General features: G+C 36.9%; 11 protein-coding genes, 1 tRNA gene and 3 rRNA genes. 8 read left to right on the top strand and 7 right to left on the bottom strand.

Features of this window, described 5'->3' with window-relative positions; genetic code table 11:
- The 8 genes from fliY to FJR48_RS08235 all read left to right on the top strand — a co-directional run bounded on the left by fliY (position 1) and on the right by FJR48_RS08235 (position 8,890).
- Positions 1-864 (top strand): flagellar motor switch protein FliY, encoded by an 864-nt coding sequence (gene fliY, locus FJR48_RS08270; protein WP_152307673.1) that lies wholly within the window; start codon positions 1-3, stop codon positions 862-864.
- 10 nt (positions 865-874) lie between these two features.
- Positions 875-1,615 (top strand): LOG family protein, encoded by a 741-nt coding sequence (locus FJR48_RS08265; RefSeq protein WP_152307672.1) that lies wholly within the window; start codon positions 875-877, stop codon positions 1,613-1,615.
- A 4-nt stretch (positions 1,616-1,619) separates the two neighbouring features.
- Positions 1,620-2,648 carry a tRNA 2-thiouridine(34) synthase MnmA gene (gene mnmA, locus FJR48_RS08260; protein ID WP_152307671.1) on the top strand — a complete coding sequence of 343 codons (1,029 nt, stop codon included), beginning with the start codon at positions 1,620-1,622 and terminating at the stop codon, positions 2,646-2,648.
- Between the two features lie 389 nt (positions 2,649-3,037).
- A 16S ribosomal RNA gene (locus FJR48_RS08255) occupies positions 3,038-4,550 on the top strand.
- A 139-nt stretch (positions 4,551-4,689) separates the two neighbouring features.
- Positions 4,690-4,765: transfer RNA gene (locus FJR48_RS08250), tRNA-Ala, on the top strand.
- Between the two features lie 197 nt (positions 4,766-4,962).
- Positions 4,963-7,854 (top strand): 23S ribosomal RNA (locus FJR48_RS08245).
- A 145-nt stretch (positions 7,855-7,999) separates the two neighbouring features.
- A 5S ribosomal RNA gene (gene rrf / locus FJR48_RS08240) occupies positions 8,000-8,115 on the top strand.
- The 16S, 23S and 5S rRNA genes sit together here with 1 tRNA gene alongside, the layout of an rRNA operon.
- Positions 8,116-8,209: 94 nt before the next feature.
- The gene (locus FJR48_RS08235; RefSeq protein WP_152307670.1) at positions 8,210-8,890 is read left to right on the top strand and encodes a uracil-DNA glycosylase; all 681 of its coding nucleotides are present in this window, start codon (positions 8,210-8,212) and stop codon (positions 8,888-8,890) included.
- Here the strand turns inward: FJR48_RS08235 and FJR48_RS08230 are convergent.
- The 7 genes from FJR48_RS08230 to FJR48_RS08200 form a co-directional block, all read right to left on the bottom strand.
- A complete protein-coding gene (locus tag FJR48_RS08230) occupies positions 8,883-9,833 on the bottom strand; it encodes an endonuclease/exonuclease/phosphatase family protein (protein WP_241856039.1) in 951 nt (316 codons plus the stop codon). The genes FJR48_RS08235 and FJR48_RS08230 overlap by 8 nt on opposite strands.
- A gap of 56 nt (positions 9,834-9,889) precedes the next feature.
- Positions 9,890-11,839: a M3 family metallopeptidase gene (locus FJR48_RS08225; RefSeq protein ID WP_152307668.1), complete on the bottom strand. Its 1,950-nt coding sequence runs from the start codon at positions 11,837-11,839 to the stop codon at positions 9,890-9,892.
- A 41-nt stretch (positions 11,840-11,880) separates the two neighbouring features.
- On the bottom strand, positions 11,881-13,518 hold the full coding sequence (locus tag FJR48_RS08220) for a bifunctional protein-serine/threonine kinase/phosphatase (RefSeq protein WP_152307667.1): 1,638 nt from the start codon (positions 13,516-13,518) through the stop codon (positions 11,881-11,883).
- 1 nt (position 13,519) lies between these two features.
- Positions 13,520-14,380 carry a hypothetical protein gene (locus FJR48_RS08215; protein WP_152307666.1) on the bottom strand — a complete coding sequence of 287 codons (861 nt, stop codon included), beginning with the start codon at positions 14,378-14,380 and terminating at the stop codon, positions 13,520-13,522.
- Positions 14,381-14,395: 15 nt separating this feature from the next.
- Complete coding sequence (locus FJR48_RS08210; protein WP_152307665.1) at positions 14,396-15,190, bottom strand: ABC transporter ATP-binding protein; 795 nt, start codon at positions 15,188-15,190, stop codon at positions 14,396-14,398.
- Entirely contained in the window at positions 15,190-16,005 is an 816-nt protein-coding gene (gene ntrB / locus FJR48_RS08205) for a nitrate ABC transporter permease (RefSeq protein ID WP_152307664.1), read from the bottom strand. Before ntrB ends, FJR48_RS08210 begins: the two co-directional genes overlap by 1 nt.
- Before the next feature lie 65 nt (positions 16,006-16,070).
- On the bottom strand, positions 16,071-17,450 hold the full coding sequence (locus FJR48_RS08200; RefSeq protein ID WP_152307663.1) for a CmpA/NrtA family ABC transporter substrate-binding protein: 1,380 nt from the start codon (positions 17,448-17,450) through the stop codon (positions 16,071-16,073).
- Between the last annotated feature and the right edge of the window lie 138 nt (positions 17,451-17,588).

Raw genomic sequence — 17,588 nt, 5'->3', positions numbered from 1 at the left:
ATGAGTGAATTTATTAAGTTACTAGAAGATGAAGTTGTTAAAAATGTTGAGACAATGGTGGGAGTTCTTCCGACATTAACTTTAAAAGAGAAACAAGAGTTAAATATGATGGCTAACATCATACCACCGATTGTTCTTATTAAGCTAAGTGTAAGCGGTGCAGTTAACAATGCCAAAGCCATGGTTGCCGTCACACCGAATATGGCCGCTGCCTTATCTGATTTGATGATGGGGGAAGAGTTAGCTAATCGTGATAATATAAATGAAGATGATTTAGACGGTGCGAAAGAAACATTTAGTACAATATTTGGAACTATAAATACAGTATTGTCTTCACAAAGCGATATACCTGTTTTAAATTTTAAAGTAGAAGATATTGAATATATAAATGATGATAATGAAGTAAGTCTTGAAGAATACGCAAATATGCATAAATACGATTTTGAAATAGAATCTATAAGTGCATTATTGATGTTTATTATTGATGAAGAATTGGAAAAAGCACTTTTTGGTTCACCTGAATCGACTTTGGATACAAGCACATCTAATACTTCATTACAGGATGTAGGTATTAATGAAGCTAATTTAAGTCCTAGTGAAATCAATAATATCTCTCTCATTATGGATGTTAAATTACCTGTTCGTGTAAGAATAGGTAAGAAAAAGATGCTATTAAAAGATGTTCTAAATATGGATATAGGTTCGGTAGTTGAACTCAATCAACTAGCAAATGATCCATTGGATATTTTAGTAGATAATCATATAATAGCTCAGGGTGAAGTTGTAATAGTTGATGGAAATTTTGGAATTCAAATAACTACGATAGGAACTAAAAAAGAAAGATTAGCACAGTTAAAGTCATAAAGCATAAAAAATGAAAAAAAATGGAAATATTAGTAAAAAGTATGTAAGGGATATAAAATCTGCCGATACTTGGAGTGTATTTAAAATAATTGCAGATTTTGTAAAAGGTTTTGATGATTTAGGTGAAATTGGACCTACGGTAACGGTTTTTGGAAGTTCAAAGACTTCTGAAAATGATTTTTTTTATCATCAGGCTAAAGAGTTGACAAAAATGTTGGCACAGAGAGGTTTTAATATAATGAGCGGTGGCGGACCGGGAATTATGGAAGCAGCAAACCGTGGTGCACATGAAGAAGGTGGAGTTGAATCTATAGGACTTAATATAGATTTACCGTTTGAACAAACCCCAAACCCATATACGACAAAAGATTTAAATTTTGACTATTTTTTTTCAAGAAAGGTAATGTTAGTAAAATATTCCATGGCATACGTTATTTTTCCCGGCGGCTATGGAACATTAGATGAATTGTTTGAAGCTCTTACTTTAATTCAAACTAGAAAAATTACAGGTGTTAAAGTATTTGTAGTCGGTGAAGAATTTTTTAAACCCCTAATTGATTTTATAGAGTCAAAACTTCTGAAATCAGGTATGATAGATAAGGAAGACCTTGATTTAATATGTTTAACAGATAGTTTAGAATATGTAGCGAATGAGATAGAAAAATCTTTAAACAGACAAATAGATATTTTAGAAGATGAAGGTCTTGAAGATACAACTTATTTTAAATCATTAAAGAAGTTTTTTGAGTAATGTTATGAAAAAAGTTTTAGTTGGAATGAGTGGAGGCATAGACTCTACGGTAAGTGCATTATTGTTAAAAGAAGATGGTTATGAAGTTGAAGGATTGTATATGAAACTTCACTCTAAGCCGGGTTATCATGAAATACACTTGGCGCGTGCACAAAAAGCTGCTGATTTTGTCGGGATAAAACTTCATGTATTAGATTTACAAGATATATTTAATGAAAAGGTATTTCAACCCTTTATAGATACTTACGAAGATGGAAAGACCCCTAATCCGTGTGCCTTATGTAATAGAAGTTTAAAATTTGGTGAAATGATTAAATTCGCAGATAAAATAGGTGCTGACTATTTAGCGACAGGACACTATATTAAAACTGACGGAAAGTACTTTTATGAAGCAGAAGATGATACAAAAGACCAAAGTTACTTTCTATTCTATGTCAATAAAGATATTTTGCCTAGATTGATTTTTCCACTCGGTGAGAGAAAAAAATCAGATATAAAAAAGTTCGCTGCATCTATTAAAGGATTAGAATCATTTGCTTCTCAAGGAGAATCATCTGAAATATGTTTTGTAGATACTACATATACTGATTTGTTAAAAGATTATGTAGAAGTAGATAAAAAAGGTGATGTCTTAGATACAAACGGAAAAGTTATCGGAGAACATAAAGGTTATATGCATTATACAATAGGAAAAAGAAAAGGTTTTACCGTGCGGGGCGCACATGAACCACATTATGTACTAAGTATAGATGCAAAAAATAATCAAATTATTGTCGGTAAAAGAGAAGAACTTTCCTGTAAATATGTAGAATTAGCAAACCTTAATATGTATAATGATGAGAAAGAGTTTGATACCTTTGTTAAACTTAGATATAGAACCAAAGCCGTTCCATGTCATGTCATCATAGAAGATAACAAGGCAAAAGTAGTACTTAAAGAAGATGTATTTGGTGTTGCGACAGGACAAGCCGCAGTATTTTATGATGGCAATAAGTTGATAGGCGGTGGCTGGATATCAAAAACTAGAAAATAATAGTTTAAGTTCTATTTTAATAACTGCTAATAATATTATATTTAACATCAATAAAAAAATCTTTTTGCATTTGTTAAAATTCTAAGCGGTCTTTAAGTAAATTCCTCCTATAATTCCCATCCACAAACGGAAGCAACCTAGAGTTTAGGTAAAAGCTGAAGACGTTTGAGATCATTGAAAACTAAGTAAGTGAACTAACTAACAACTAATAAAGAAATTAGTTAACGGTTTTAAAAAGTTTACTTTATAAAACACAATAACAACAACCGTCTATTCTATAAATACTTGGTATTTATAGCAATAGATACTTTACGTGTATATATTATATATAGTATATACATAAAACAAAGCCAAAGATTTTGATCTTGGGCTATGGAATCAAGCATTCAATTATGGAGAGTTTGATCCTGGCTCAGAGTGAACGCTGGCGGCGTGCTTAACACATGCAAGTCGAACGGTAACAGGAGGAGCTTGCTCCTTGCTGACGAGTGGCGCACGGGTGAGTAATATATAGTTAATGTGCCCCAAAGACTAGGATAGCCACTGGAAACGGTGATTAATACTGGATAAGCCTCTAAATCAAAAGATTGCGAGGAAAATGTTTTTTCGCTTTGGGATCAGACTATATCCTATCAGCTAGTTGGTGAGGTAAGAGCTCACCAAGGCAATGACGGGTAGCGGGTTTGAGAGGATGATCCGCCACACTGGTACTGAGACACGGACCAGACTCCTACGGGAGGCAGCAGTGAGGAATATTGCACAATGGAGGAAACTCTGATGCAGCAACGCCGCGTGGAGGATGACGCATTTCGGTGTGTAAACTCCTTTTATATGTCAAGAAAATGACGGTAGCATATGAATAAGCACCGGCTAACTCCGTGCCAGCAGCCGCGGTAATACGGAGGGTGCAAGCGTTACTCGGAATCACTGGGCGTAAAGGACGCGTAGGCGGGTTGTCAAGTCTGATGTGAAATCCTATGGCTTAACCATAGAACTGCATTGGAAACTGGCAACCTAGAGTATGGGAGGGGCAGATGGAATTAGTGGTGTAGGGGTAAAATCCGTAGATATCACTAGGAATACCTAAAGCGAAGGCGATCTGCTGGAACATAACTGACGCTAAGGCGTGAAAGCGTGGGGAGCAAACGGGATTAGATACCCCGGTAGTCCACGCCCTAAACGATGAACACTAGTCGTCGGGATGCTTGTCATCTCGGTGATGCACTTAACAGATTAAGTGTTCCGCCTGGGGAGTACGGTCGCAAGATTAAAACTCAAAGGAATAGACGGGGACCCGCACAAGTGGTGGAGCATGTGGTTTAATTCGACGATACGCGAAGAACCTTACCTGGCCTTGACATTGATAGAATACTGTAGAGATACGGTAGTGCCCTTCGGGGAACTAGAAAACAGGTGCTGCACGGCTGTCGTCAGCTCGTGTCGTGAGATGTTGGGTTAAGTCCCGCAACGAGCGCAACCCTCGTCCTTAGTTGCCAGCAGTTCGGCTGGGCACTCTAAGGAGACTGCCTTCGTAAGGAGGAGGAAGGTGAGGACGACGTCAAGTCATCATGGCCCTTACGGCCAGGGCTACACACGTGCTACAATGGGGCGTACAGAGAGTTGCGATACCGCGAGGTGGAGCTAATCTCTTAAAGCGTCTCTCAGTTCGGATTGTTCTCTGCAACTCGAGAGCATGAAGCTGGAATCACTAGTAATCGTAGATCAGCAATGCTACGGTGAATACGTTCCCGGGTCTTGTACTCACCGCCCGTCACACCATGGGAGTTGATTTCACCCGAAATCGGAATGCCAAACTGGCTACCGCTTACGGTGGAATTAGCGACTGGGGTGAAGTCGTAACAAGGTAACCGTAGGAGAACCTGCGGTTGGATCACCTCCTTTCTAGAGTAAGAGCAACTATTCGTTTAGTTGGCTCAGAAAAGTTCTCACGAACTAATTAGTTGTTAGAATGTTGCTTACTTAGTTTTCAGTGATCTGTGATCATTGAAGATACAATCACAAAAAAAGTTTAATCAGTTATGGGGAATTAGCTCAGCTGGGAGAGCGCCTGCCTTGCACGCAGGAGGTCAGCGGTTCGATCCCGCTATTCTCCACCATTAAAATTAACTTTTTATGTTCATTTAAAATACAATTGTTAAAGTCAACAACTATAGTTAAAGAAACTAGTTATAGATAATTTATTAGATATAACAATAGGTCAATTTAATTATAACAACTAAATAACTACAATAATAAGATTACTGACTTGTTTGAGGTATTAAAGTACATTAAACAAGGTAGTGAAGCGAATTAGAATAAAGATATTAAGGGCCATAGGTGGATGCCTTGGCTAGTAGAGGCGATGAAAGACGTACTAGGCTGCGAAAAGCCTCGGGGAGCTGCCAAGAAGCTTTGATCCGGGGATTTCTGAATGGGACAACCCGGCACGGTGTGAATCGTGTCACCCTTCGGGGGGCGAACTCAGGGAAGTGAAACATCTCAGTACCTGAAGGAAGAGAAATCAATTGAGATTCTGGGAGTAGCGGCGAGCGAAACTGGAGTAGGGCGCATACATTTAGCACATTAGTTAGCTGAACACTCTGGAAAGTGTGAACATAGAGGGTGATATTCCCGTAAGCGAAAACTTTTGTGTGGAACTAAGGTATGGAATGAGTAGGACGGAACACGTGATATTTTGTCTGAATATGGGGGGACCACCCTCCAACCCTAAATACTACTACTAGACCGATAGCGAACAAGTACCGTGAGGGAAAGGTGAAAAGGACTGCGGTGAGCAGAGTGAAATAGAACCTGAAACCTATGGCTTACAATCATTTGGAGCACTATTATATATAAGTGTGACAGACTGCCTTTTGCATAATGAGCCTGCGAGTTGTGGTATCTGGCAAGGTTAAGCGAACGCGAAGCCGTAGCGAAAGCGAGTCTTAATAGGGCGAATTAGTCAGATGCTGCAGACCCGAAACTGAGTGATCTATCCATGAGCAGGTTGAAGCTGGTGTAAGAGCCAGTGGAGGACCGAACCCGTAGGCGTTGAAAAGTCTTGGGATGACTTGTGGATGGGGGTGAAAGGCCAATCAAACTCAGTGATAGCTGGTTCTCTCCGAAATATATTTAGGTATAGCGTCATGTTAGAACCCTGTAGGGGTAGAGCACTGAACAGGCTAGGGCTGCTTACCGCGGTACCAAACCTTATCAAACTCCGAATACTACAGGGGAATCCATGGCAGTCAGGCGTAGGGTGATAAAATCCTATGTCGAGAGGGGAACAACCCAGACTAACAGCTAAGGTCCCAAAGTTTTATCTAAGTGGAAAAGGATGTGGAGTTGCTGTGACAACCAGGAGGTTGGCTTAGAAGCAGCCATCCTTTAAAGAAAGCGTAACAGCTCACTGGTCTAGCGATTCTGCGCCGAAAATATAACGGGGCTAAGATAAACACCGAAGCTTTAGATTTACACATTAGTGTAAGTGGTAGGAGAGCGTTCCATTCAGCATCGAAGGTATACCGGTAAGGAGTACTGGAGCGGATGGAAGTGAGCATGCAGGCATGAGTAGCGAGAAAAGAAGTGAGAATCTTCTTCGCCGAAAACCCAAGGTTTCCTACGCGATGCTCGTCATCGTAGGGTTAGTCGGGACCTAAGTCGAGTCCGAAAGGGGTAGACGATGGCAAATCGGTTAATATTCCGATACCGACATTACATCATTTGAGTGATGGGGGGACGCATAGAGTTAAACGAGGTCACTGATGGAAATGTGGCTCGAAGGGTGTAGGATGTTAAGTAGGCAAATCCGCTTAACGTGTATCCGAGACCTGACAGGCAGAACAATCTCTTCGGAGAGCGTTTTGAATCGTTGATACTGTCGTGCCGAGAAAAGCCTCTAAACGAGATGTAATGTTGCCCGTACCGTAAACCGACACAGGTGGGTGAGATGAGTATTCTAAGGCGCGTGGATGAATTATTGTTAAGGAACTCTGCAAAATAGCACCGTATCTTCGGTATAAGGTGTACCCTAATTGTTAGAAGACTTGCTCTTCAAAGCAACTACGGGTGGCAGCAAAGAGTCCCTCCCGACTGTTTACCAAAAACACAGCACTCTGCTAACTCGTAAGAGGATGTATAGGGTGTGACGCCTGCCCGGTGCTTGAATGTTAAAAGGATTGCTTAGCTTTGCGAAGGCATGAATTGAAGCACAAGTAAACGGCGGCCGTAACTATAACGGTCCTAAGGTAGCGAAATTCCTTGTCGGTTAAATACCGACCTGCATGAATGGCGTAACGAGATGGGAGCTGTCTCAACAATAAATCCAGTGAAATTGTAGTGGAGGTGAAAATTCCTCCTACCCGCGGAAAGACGGAAAGACCCCGTGCACCTTTACTATAGCTTGACACTGCTATTGGGATATTCATGTGCAGGATAGGTGGGAGCCTTTGATTATATGACGCCAGTTGTATATGAGGCATCCTTGAGATACCACCCCTGAATATTCTGATAGCTAACTCGCTGCAGTCTATCCTGCAGGAGGACAATGTCTGGTGGGTAGTTTGACTGGGGCGGTCGCCTCCTAAAAAGTAACGGAGGCTTACAAAGGTTAGTTCAGAAGGGTTGGAAATCCTTCGTAGAGTATAATGGCATAAACTAGCCTGACTGTGAGAGAGACAACTCGAGCAGAGACGAAAGTCGGTCATAGTGATCCGGTGGTTCTGTGTGGAAGGGCCATCGCTCAAAGGATAAAAGGTACGCCGGGGATAACAGGCTGATCTCCCCCAAGAGCTCACATCGACGGGGAGGTTTGGCACCTCGATGTCGGCTCATCGCATCCTGGGGCTGGAGCAGGTCCCAAGGGTATGGCTGTTCGCCATTTAAAGCGGTACGCGAGCTGGGTTCAGAACGTCGTGAGACAGTTCGGTCCCTATCTTCCGTGGGCGTAGGAACGTTGAGGAGATTTGACCCTAGTACGAGAGGACCGGGTTGAACGTACCACTGGTGCACCAGTTGTCCTGCCAAGGGCATAGCTGGGTAGCTACGTACGGATGTGATAACCGCTGAAAGCATCTAAGCGGGAAGCCAACTCCAAGATGAACGTTCCCTGAAGTACGCTTGAAGACTACAAGCTTGATAGGCTGGGTGTGTACGCACGGTAACGTGTTTAGCTGACCAGTACTAATAGTACGATCGTCTTTTTTTTAAGCTTCACTACCTTGTTTAGTGTATAACTAAACAAATAGTCTTTGTGATTATTTAGAAGTTGACTTTAACAATTATATAACCCTCAACAAAACTAACACAGTCAAGTGTAAGTACATTAATACAATGTATTTACACTTGATTGTCTAGGTGGCAATAGAGAGAGGGAAACGCCTGGCCCCATTCCGAACCCAGAAGCTAAGCCTCTCATCGCTGATAATACTTGTCCTTTCAGGATTGGAAATGTAGGTCGCCGCCTAGTTGATCAATTTCTTACTTTTTTTTATATTATTTTCAACAATCACTTACTAAACTAAAAAAATTAGATAAAATATCCTTTTTAAATAAGGAAATCTATGTCAAAAGTCAACCCTAAAATACCTCAGAGCTGGATCAATGTTTTACAGAATGAATTTAATAAAGACTATTTTTATAATTTAAAACTTTTTTTAAAAGACGAACAATCAAAATATACAATTTACCCAAAAAACTCTAATATTTTTAATGCTTATAACTCTACGGAGTTTTCAGATGTTAAAGTTGTTATTTTGGGTCAAGATCCGTATCATGGTCCAAATCAGGCTCATGGTTTATCTTTTTCTGTTCAAGACGGAATTGCATATCCACCATCATTAAAAAATATATTTACGGAATTAGTTGATGATATGGGCTGTTCTTATCCTACAAGCGGAAATCTTCAATCATGGGCAAATCAAGGTGTAGTTTTACTAAATGCGGTATTATCGGTTCGTGCCAGTCAAGCTAATTCACATCAAGGAAAAGGTTGGGAATTTTTTACAGATGCTACGATAAAGGCTATTAGTGATAAATTAGAAAATGTAGTGTTTATATTATGGGGAAGACCTGCACAGATGAAAGAGAAAATGATAGACAACTCAAAGCACTTAATACTTAAAGCTCCACATCCATCTCCTCTCTCATCGTATAGGGGATTTTTTGGTTCAAAGCCATTTTCTCAGTCTAATAATTATTTATTAGCGCATAATAAATCACCGATTGAATGGTGTCTTAATTAAATATGAATGTAGCTATTACAGCTAAATGGTCAGAATAACCTTTGCCCTTATGTTTAGGTACTCTGGCTTTTGATACCTGCCATCTGTAAGGATATTTTCCTTTATACATCAAATAATCTTTTGAGAAGTTTTTTATAGAGTTGTCTTTGTAGCTCATCCCTTTATTATTTAGAAGTGACTGAGATACCAATATATTGTCCAAAGCCTCTTTTTCACCTTTAAATATATAACTATATCTTTCTTCTAAATTTGTGTCATACCAAAGGTTGTAAAAACTATTTTTTTTATATTTTGTATTTTTAGCATTTTTTATTTGATATTTTGTTCTTAGTATGTCGTTTATGCCTGTCTTGCCGTTTGTATCATTATGTTTTCTATTTTTTATAAATAGTTTATTTTCTTCATAGTGTGAATTAAAATCACCTAACAAAATTATATTTTTATCATATCCTATCTTCTCAATTCTATCTCTCAATGCTTTAGCAGATACCATTCGCATACTTTCAGGTCCGCTTTTAGATTTCCAGTGATTATTAAACAGGTAAAACTCTTGATTTTCCACTTTAAATTTTACTTCCAAAATATTTCTGTATTTATATGTTGATGTTACATTTATTTCTTTTGCATAAACAAATGGAATTTTACTTAGCAGTGCAACTTTTATAGCAGAATCTTTTTTATCCGCTATTGTAAAATACTTATAATATAAGCCATTTTGTTTTAGTTTTAATCTTAAGTCTTTTAGTGCCTGAAGTGAGTGTACCTCTTGCAGGGCTATAATATCCGCATCTATATCTTTTATAACTTTACTTATATTATTTAGCTTTATATTATAGTTTTTTTTATTCCATAGTGATTTAGAATTTGGTTTGTACTCTTTGTATTTATAACCTTTTTTTTCCAAATCAAATAAAGCTTCAACATTATAAGTAGCTATTTTCAATTGGGTCCCTCCATATAATATGCTAATGAGAAAAAATAATAAAGATAATATCTTCACTATTTAATTCCGTTTAGTCTTAAAAGACTATCTGTATCCGCGTCCCTACCCATAAGAAGATTAAAATATTCGCCCATACTTTTAGCTCCTCCGCCATCTAGTACGATATCTAAATAGTTTTTAGCAGTACTTGAATCAAAAATCCCTTCGTCAACAACTCTAAAAAATGCATCGGCACTAAGAACTTCAGCCCATTTATAAGAGTAATAACCAGCAGCATAACCGCCTGCAAAGATATGCGCAAAACCGTTTTGGAACTTATTATATGATGGAGTTTGGATAAGGGCAGTTTCTTCTCTAATCTCATTTAGTAGATTTTGAACCTCGTTACCTTTATAAGCTTTTGTATGAAGTTTAAAATCAAATATAGAAAATTCTAATTGTCTTAGCATCCCTGAAGCCGACATAAAGTTTTTGGAATCTACAAGCTTTTGTATCATTTCATCAGGTATTACCTCTCCTGTTTTATGATGTTTTGCAAACATCTTTAATACTTTTGGCTCATAAGCAAAATTTTCCAAAAATTGAGACGGGAACTCGACCGCATCCCACTCAACACCGTTAACTCCACTGACTTCACTCTCTTTTACATTTGATAATACATGGTGTATTGCATGACCCATCTCATGAAATAAAGTCACTACGTCATCGTGTCTTAAAAGTGATGGAGAGTCTTTTGTAGAAGAAGGGAAGTTACAAACTAAAAATGCAGATGCAAGTTTTATATCACCACTTTCATCTGTAGAGTGAGTTTGGAAGTTGTGCATCCAAGCACCGCCGCGTTTAGACTTTCTAGCCTCTAAATCAAAATAAAGGCGTGAGCGAAGTTTATTATCTACATACAGATCATATGAAGTGGCTTTTTCGTCCCATAACTCTTCATCTACTTTTTTGAATTCAATTGAAAATAGTTTATTTAAAAACTCAAACATACCATTCACAACGCTTTTTTGCTCAAAATAGGGACGAAATTCCTCTTCGTCGATAGAGTATTTTTTCTTCTTAAGTATCTCGCTGTAAAATGCACTGTCAAAACTCTCCAGTTTTGTCTCACTCATATTTTGAAGCTCTTTTAACTCCTCTTTGGCCTGGGCTTTTGAATTTTTAAGAAGTTTATCCAAAAAGCTTAATACACTATCTGTTGAATCTGCCATCTTAGATGCAAGAGAATACTCTGAATAGTTTTTAAATCCCAGCAGATTACTCATTTCATGGCGAAGTGCTAATAGCTCATCTATTATTTGTGCATTTTGGGGTGCACGTGATACATAAGCTTTATATATCTCCTCTCTTATATCTCGGTTTGGTCCGTATGTCATATATGCGATATATGAAGGCATCTGAAGTGTAAAACGGTATTTGGTAACTCCGTCTTCTTCAAACTTTGCTCCTTCTAAATCACTTGCAGGAATGCCTTCTACATCTTTTTCATTCGTAATTATTTTCTCATAGGCATTAGTTGCGTTAAGCAGATTTTGGGAGAAATTATTTTGCAGTTCGCTTTTTTTGATATTTATCTCTGCTAATCTTTTTTTTGTCTCAGCATCCAGATGTGCACCGCTAAGTTCAAAGCCTTGAATGTTAAGTTCAAGTACTCTGTTTTGTTCATGGTTTAAAGTCTCTTTTTCATTTTCAAAAATCTCTTTATACGCATTGTATATATCTATGTTTTGAGATATATTTGTTGAATACTCAGTAATAATAGGCAGGGCATCACTGTAAGTTTTTTGTGTATCATCAGAGTTGTTTACAGAATTCAGGTGTGATAATGGTGTAAAAAACAGTTCAAGTTTTTCATCCATTATCTGAATCGGTTTTACAAATGAAGCGTATGTTTTGTCGTTTTGTTTTAAAAGCGCATCAATCTGTTTGTTATTTGCATCTAATATATTGTTTAAATCATCTATGAAAGTATCTAAGTTGCATTGAAATTTTACGAATTTTGACATGAGTATAATATCCTTTAAATTAAAAGGACATTATATAAAAATTATTTAACTAATAAAACAATAAGTATAAAGTTGATGATTGTCATTATAGTAAATCCGACTCTGTAAAATAAAACAGGTTCACGCTCAATCAGTGGAGTATTCTTTGAAAAATAGGGTTTAACTTTTTGAGGATTTGAGAGCTCATATATCATCTCTGAATAGTGCTCATACCTTATCTCTTTATCTATTGCGATTGAGCGTAGTATTACGCTGTCTAACCAGTGTGGTATATTTTTATTGTAAATGCTTGGTTTTTTTGCATCTTTAAAGTTCGGGTTTTGAAAGGGCTCAATTTCTCCGTAAGGATATTTACCTGTAAGTGATAGATATAATGTAACACCAATTGCAAATATCTCGCTTGTCTCACTAATAGATTCATCCCTAAATCTCTCAGGAGATAAAAAGCTTGGAGTTCCCGCACGCGTATTTTTAGAAAAAATCTCCGTTATGCTTCCAAAATCTATGATTTTAAACTCTAAATTTTCATTCTCATCTTTTGATATCATCACGTTTTGAGGTTTTATATCTCCATGAACTAAATCATTCTTTAGTAAATAATGTGACATCTTTAGAAGTGTAGATGCCAGTTCTACGCCGTCATCTATGGTTAGTTGTTTATTTGATAGATATGAATCTAGATCCTCACCATCAAATAGTTGCATGACATAATATCTTGAAGTCCTGTTTTTTGGGATAACGGCTTTTGGAAAAAAGTCTGTTTTTAACCTTTTTGCATTCCAAGCCTCTTTTACGAACAGGTCTAAGATTGTTTCATCATCTATTGCCTCAGTAGGTGCAAACTTAACTACATACTGTTTGTTTTTTTTAGTACACAGCCATGTCCGCTCGTTTTGAATAAGAGGTTTTTTCAGTTTATATCCATCGATAAGTTCACCGACTTTTAATGACTCTGGAATACCAAGTTTTTGCTGTTTTAGCTTCTCTATTTGGTTGGTTTCTTTTATCTGTAATACGACAGCGGTAGTATCATCGGGAAGATTGTCTTCTGTAAGTTTGGAAGCTTTTTTAACTAGTGTAGAAGCCCCTAAAGAGATCCCTTTTTCAAGACGGTTTTCACTCATTATTGTATAGAGACCGTCACTGCAAAGTAAAATTTCATCATCTTTTTGAACTATATTTTCAAAATAATACGGTTCAACTTCTTTTTCTATTCCTATAGCTTGTGTCAAGACATTTTCATACCCAACTTCATTCATGGAATGATCAAACGAGAGTTTGTTTAGTTTTTTATCTCTTAGTAGATATACCCTTGAATCTCCGACATTGGCGCCGTATAGTTTATTACCTTCAATGACTACTATTGTTAAAGTAGTAACAAGTTCAGCTCTTTCATAGTTTATGATTGATTCTTCATAAAGAATAGAGTTTATTGACTTTATAAAATTTTTTATAGATTTTTCAATACTCCAGCTTTTTGGACGAATTTTAAAGTTGTTCATTAAGTATGTAGTAACTCTTTGTGCGGCATGAGCACCTTCTTCGGCACTTCCCACACCGTCACACACTATACCTATAGTGAGGTTGCCTATAGTTTTTACATCATAAAAGTCATCTCCGGTTAATTCCTTGCCTTTTGCAAGTGAAAACCCTGATGTTTTTATGTGGCTATTTTGCATATTAGCCTTTCTTCTTTGTAAAATATATGAACATTCCAAGTGTTAAGATTAAAACAGAAACTCCGCCAATAAGATAAAAAGCATGTATCATATGTGAGTAGTCATCTATAGCGATTTTAAATACGACCATAAGTGACTCAATTAGTAAAGCGATAATAATTGTAATGGAGAATTTTGTTAATACTTTATACTCTTCTGTTGAATTTTTTGAATAACTTTTAAACACAACTTCTTGTGCAAATACTGTTTTTGCAAGGTCAAATATAGCTAGTCCGAGTGTCAGTGCAATAACAGGCTTGAATATAGCTTCTATTGATAACTCACCTTTAAATAATAAAGAATGACCAAATTCATATACAGAATAACCTATAGTAAAAAGTGCCAGTATCATCATAATATTTGCCGTAAGGAAGTAAAAACTTTTACTTACAAAGTTAAAACCGCTGTGTATCTCTATAAGTCCAAGTCTTTGAAGTAAGATAGAGATATTAAAATCAAGAAAATAGATTTTATCGTTTTCTTTTTTTGCTACGGTTATACAAGTATCACCTGTAGCACTGCTGATGTAAGGTTTTGTTATAGCAAGGTTGCTATCGTTAAATTCTGCTTTGCTAAGAAGGTAATCTCTGTTTCTTCCAATTGGTGATTTACTTTTTTTATTTCTGTATATATTTTCAGAAGTCTGAAGCATTGTACTTTCATCACAGGCATATATAAGCTCTAATGATGGAAAGACTTTAAAGACTTTTTTAAAGTCTTCACTCTCCCTCTCTTCTAAATTTCCAAGATTAAAAACAGTCTCGATTAGAAAGTTTTCAATATCTTTTACGTTTTCTTTGTATGTGCTCATAAATTCTTGCACAGTATTTCCTTTTATCTATTCATCATCTTTAGCAAACTTTTCGTATAGGAAGCTTAAAATTGCTTCTCGGCATCTAATGTATTCAGGATCACTTTGAAGTGATACTCTGTCTCTTGGACGCTCTAAGTTTACTTCCAGTATCTCACCTATGGTAGCTTCAGGTCCGTTTGTCATCATAATAACTCTGTCACTAAGAAGTACGGCTTCATCAATATCGTGTGTAATAATTATAACCGTATTTTTAACATTTTGTTGTATCCTCATCAGATGCTCTTGTAAATTTGCACGTGTTAAAGAGTCAAGCGCACCAAATGGTTCATCCATTAAAAGTACTTTAGGTTTAATAGACAAAGCCCTTGCAATACCTACACGTTGTTTCATACCGCCACTTATCTCATCAGGAAGTTTATCTTTCGCATGGTCTAGATTTACCATAGATACAAACTTCTCAACCCTCTCTCTAAGCTCTGCTGAACTAAGTTCAGGCATTACCTTTTTTACAGCCATTTCAATATTTTGATATACCGTTAACCATGGTAAAAGAGAATGATTTTGAAATACTACTGCACGCTCGGGTCCCGGACCTGAGACATGTTTATTCTCAAGAAGTATAGTCCCGTCTGTTTGTGCATCCAGTCCTGAAATCATATTTAAAAGTGTACTTTTCCCGCATCCACTGTGACCGATAATAGAGATAATCTCATCTTTTTTAATCTCCAAATTAACGTCTGTTACCGCGACATAATCCTCTTTCCCCGGTATAGGGAATTTTTTTTCAATATTTTGCAGACTTAAAAATTTATCATTCATTACGCTCTACCTTTCTTTGTATAATCAAAATAATTTGCAATTTTCCCCATCATAAGGTCTAGTAAGTAACCAATCAGACCTACAACGATGATACCTATGATAATGTTGTGGTAGTTGAGGTTGTTGTATTCATCCCAAATCCAAAAACCTATACCGATACCACCTGTTAACATCTCAGCTGCTACGATTACTAACCATGCAATCCCAAGAGATAATCTCATCCCTGTAAAAATATACGGAACCGATACAGGTAAAATAATCTGTATTATCTTTTCCAGCGGAGAAAACCTAAGTACCTTAGCTACGTTCATATAGTCCTCACTTACACTCTTAACACCTAAAGCCGTATTTATAATGATTGGCCAGATAGATGTTATAAAAATAGTCGATATTGCCGTCATATTTATATCTTGAAATATAAATAGCAGCAGTGGCAACCAAGCAAGCGGTGATACCGGTTTAAATATTTGAATAAAGGGATCAAAAGCATACTGTGCATTTTTACTCATACCTATAAGTAAACCAAGTGGTACACCTACAAGTATTGCTAAAATAAAACCTGAAAATACTCTTTTTAAAGACTCTAGTATTTGCCAAAAGATACCTTTAACATCTTGATTTTCAACATAAAACGGGTCGCTTAAAACACCGACGAACTCATCACCATCACTTGTAACACCTCCAAATGCCGCTACATAAGTATCACTTGGTGTCGGAAAATCATCTACTATTGTTGATATCCCCGACCAGACTTGGATTATCAATACAAAGACCAACAGTGGTAATAGTATCTTTTTAATTAATTCATTTTTCATTTTTATTCCTTAATGTTTAAACTCATTAGGCATCTAGTTTGAATAGATGCCTATCAGTTTAAAGTTTATTTCGTAACGTATTTCGGATCTGCACATCCGGCAGGACCGTATGGACATACATAGTCCGGCTGTTCAGTCTTAACACTCCATTTGTTTACTTTTAAAAGTTCTTCTTTAGATACTTTTGATTCATCAATACCAGTTGAAAAGATATAATCAACCGCTTTGTTAGGATCCCAAACTTTTCCATCCATAAACATATTGTATTTATCTACACCGTCTTTTTTCCATGGACTTGGAGGAAGTGAATAACCTATCTCTTTAGCTACTTCGGCAAACAAGTCAGGTCTGTAAACAGACTCGATTACTTTTTTCATATCTACAGCTTTATCTAACTGACCCCATCTGTACATCTGAGTTATAAACCACATACCGTGAGAGTAGAATGGATATGCAGCATAGTAGTTAGCAAATACGTTAAACATAGGATTAGCTTCCGAGTTTTGACCTTTTAAGTATTGAAAAGTACCCGTCATAGATTTTTCCAACACTTTTACGGGAGCTTTTACATAGTTTGGTTTACTTAAAATTTTTGCAGCTTCTTTACGGTTTTCCCATGATGCATCCAGCCACATTTGAGCTTCTAAAATCGCTTTCATTACCGCTTTTGTAGTTTCAGGGTACTTTTTGATAAAATCAGCACGAGTCTGAAGTACTTTTTCAGGGTTGTTGTTCCAAATATCATAGTTTGTTACAAGAGTTGAACCTTTTTTCTTTAAAACTATTCTCTCATTCCAAGGCTCACCGACACAGTATCCTTCGATATTACCAGCTATCAGGTTTGAAGGCATTGTCGGTGGCGGGAAAGGTTTAATCGTAGTATCACGATCCGGAACGATTCCAGAAGATGCCATCCAATATCTTAACTCGTAGTTGTGAGTTGAAACAGGGTGAACCATACCGAATGAAAGCGGTTGGTACTTTGAGCCTTCTTTTTTATGTTTTGCATCTATATATTTTTTTAGTGCATCTGAATTTAGTGGACGAGCTTTTTTGTCCATTCCGTATTTTTCCATCTGCTTGATGATTTTGTTTCCAAAAGTGATACCGTTACCGTTAAAATCAAGTGATAATACAGCTTGAAGGTTTGCATCACCGTTAATTCCCAAAGTAGCAGCTATCGGCATACCGGCAAGTGCGTGTGAAAAATCATATTCCCCACTTATTACTTTTTGCTGAATACCGGGCCATCCGCCACCTTCTTTTACAACATGTACATCTAAACCGTATTTGTCAAAGAAACCTTTTTCCTCGGCAATAACAATCGGTGCACAATCTGTCAGTGCGATAAAACCGATAGTGAGTTTTTTCTTTTCTACTTCGGCCAACAAAGAAGTGGCAACTAACGATAAACCTAAACCTATTCCAACTATTTTCTTTAACATATTCTCTCCTTAAATTTACATGAGTATGTTTTATGTAGAGAAGTATAACAGAATGATGATACTAAAATATACTAAAGATTGTATAATATTTATACAATATAAACTTAACTTTACATTAAAAAATATTGTATTATACTG

Source organism: Sulfurimonas lithotrophica, from assembly GCF_009258225.1.
In the GTDB taxonomy this organism is placed as follows: Bacteria; Campylobacterota; Campylobacteria; order Campylobacterales; family Sulfurimonadaceae; genus Sulfurimonas; species Sulfurimonas lithotrophica.
The sequence above is the reverse complement of the archived record's forward strand: the minus strand, read 5'-3'. Positions and strand labels throughout refer to the sequence as shown.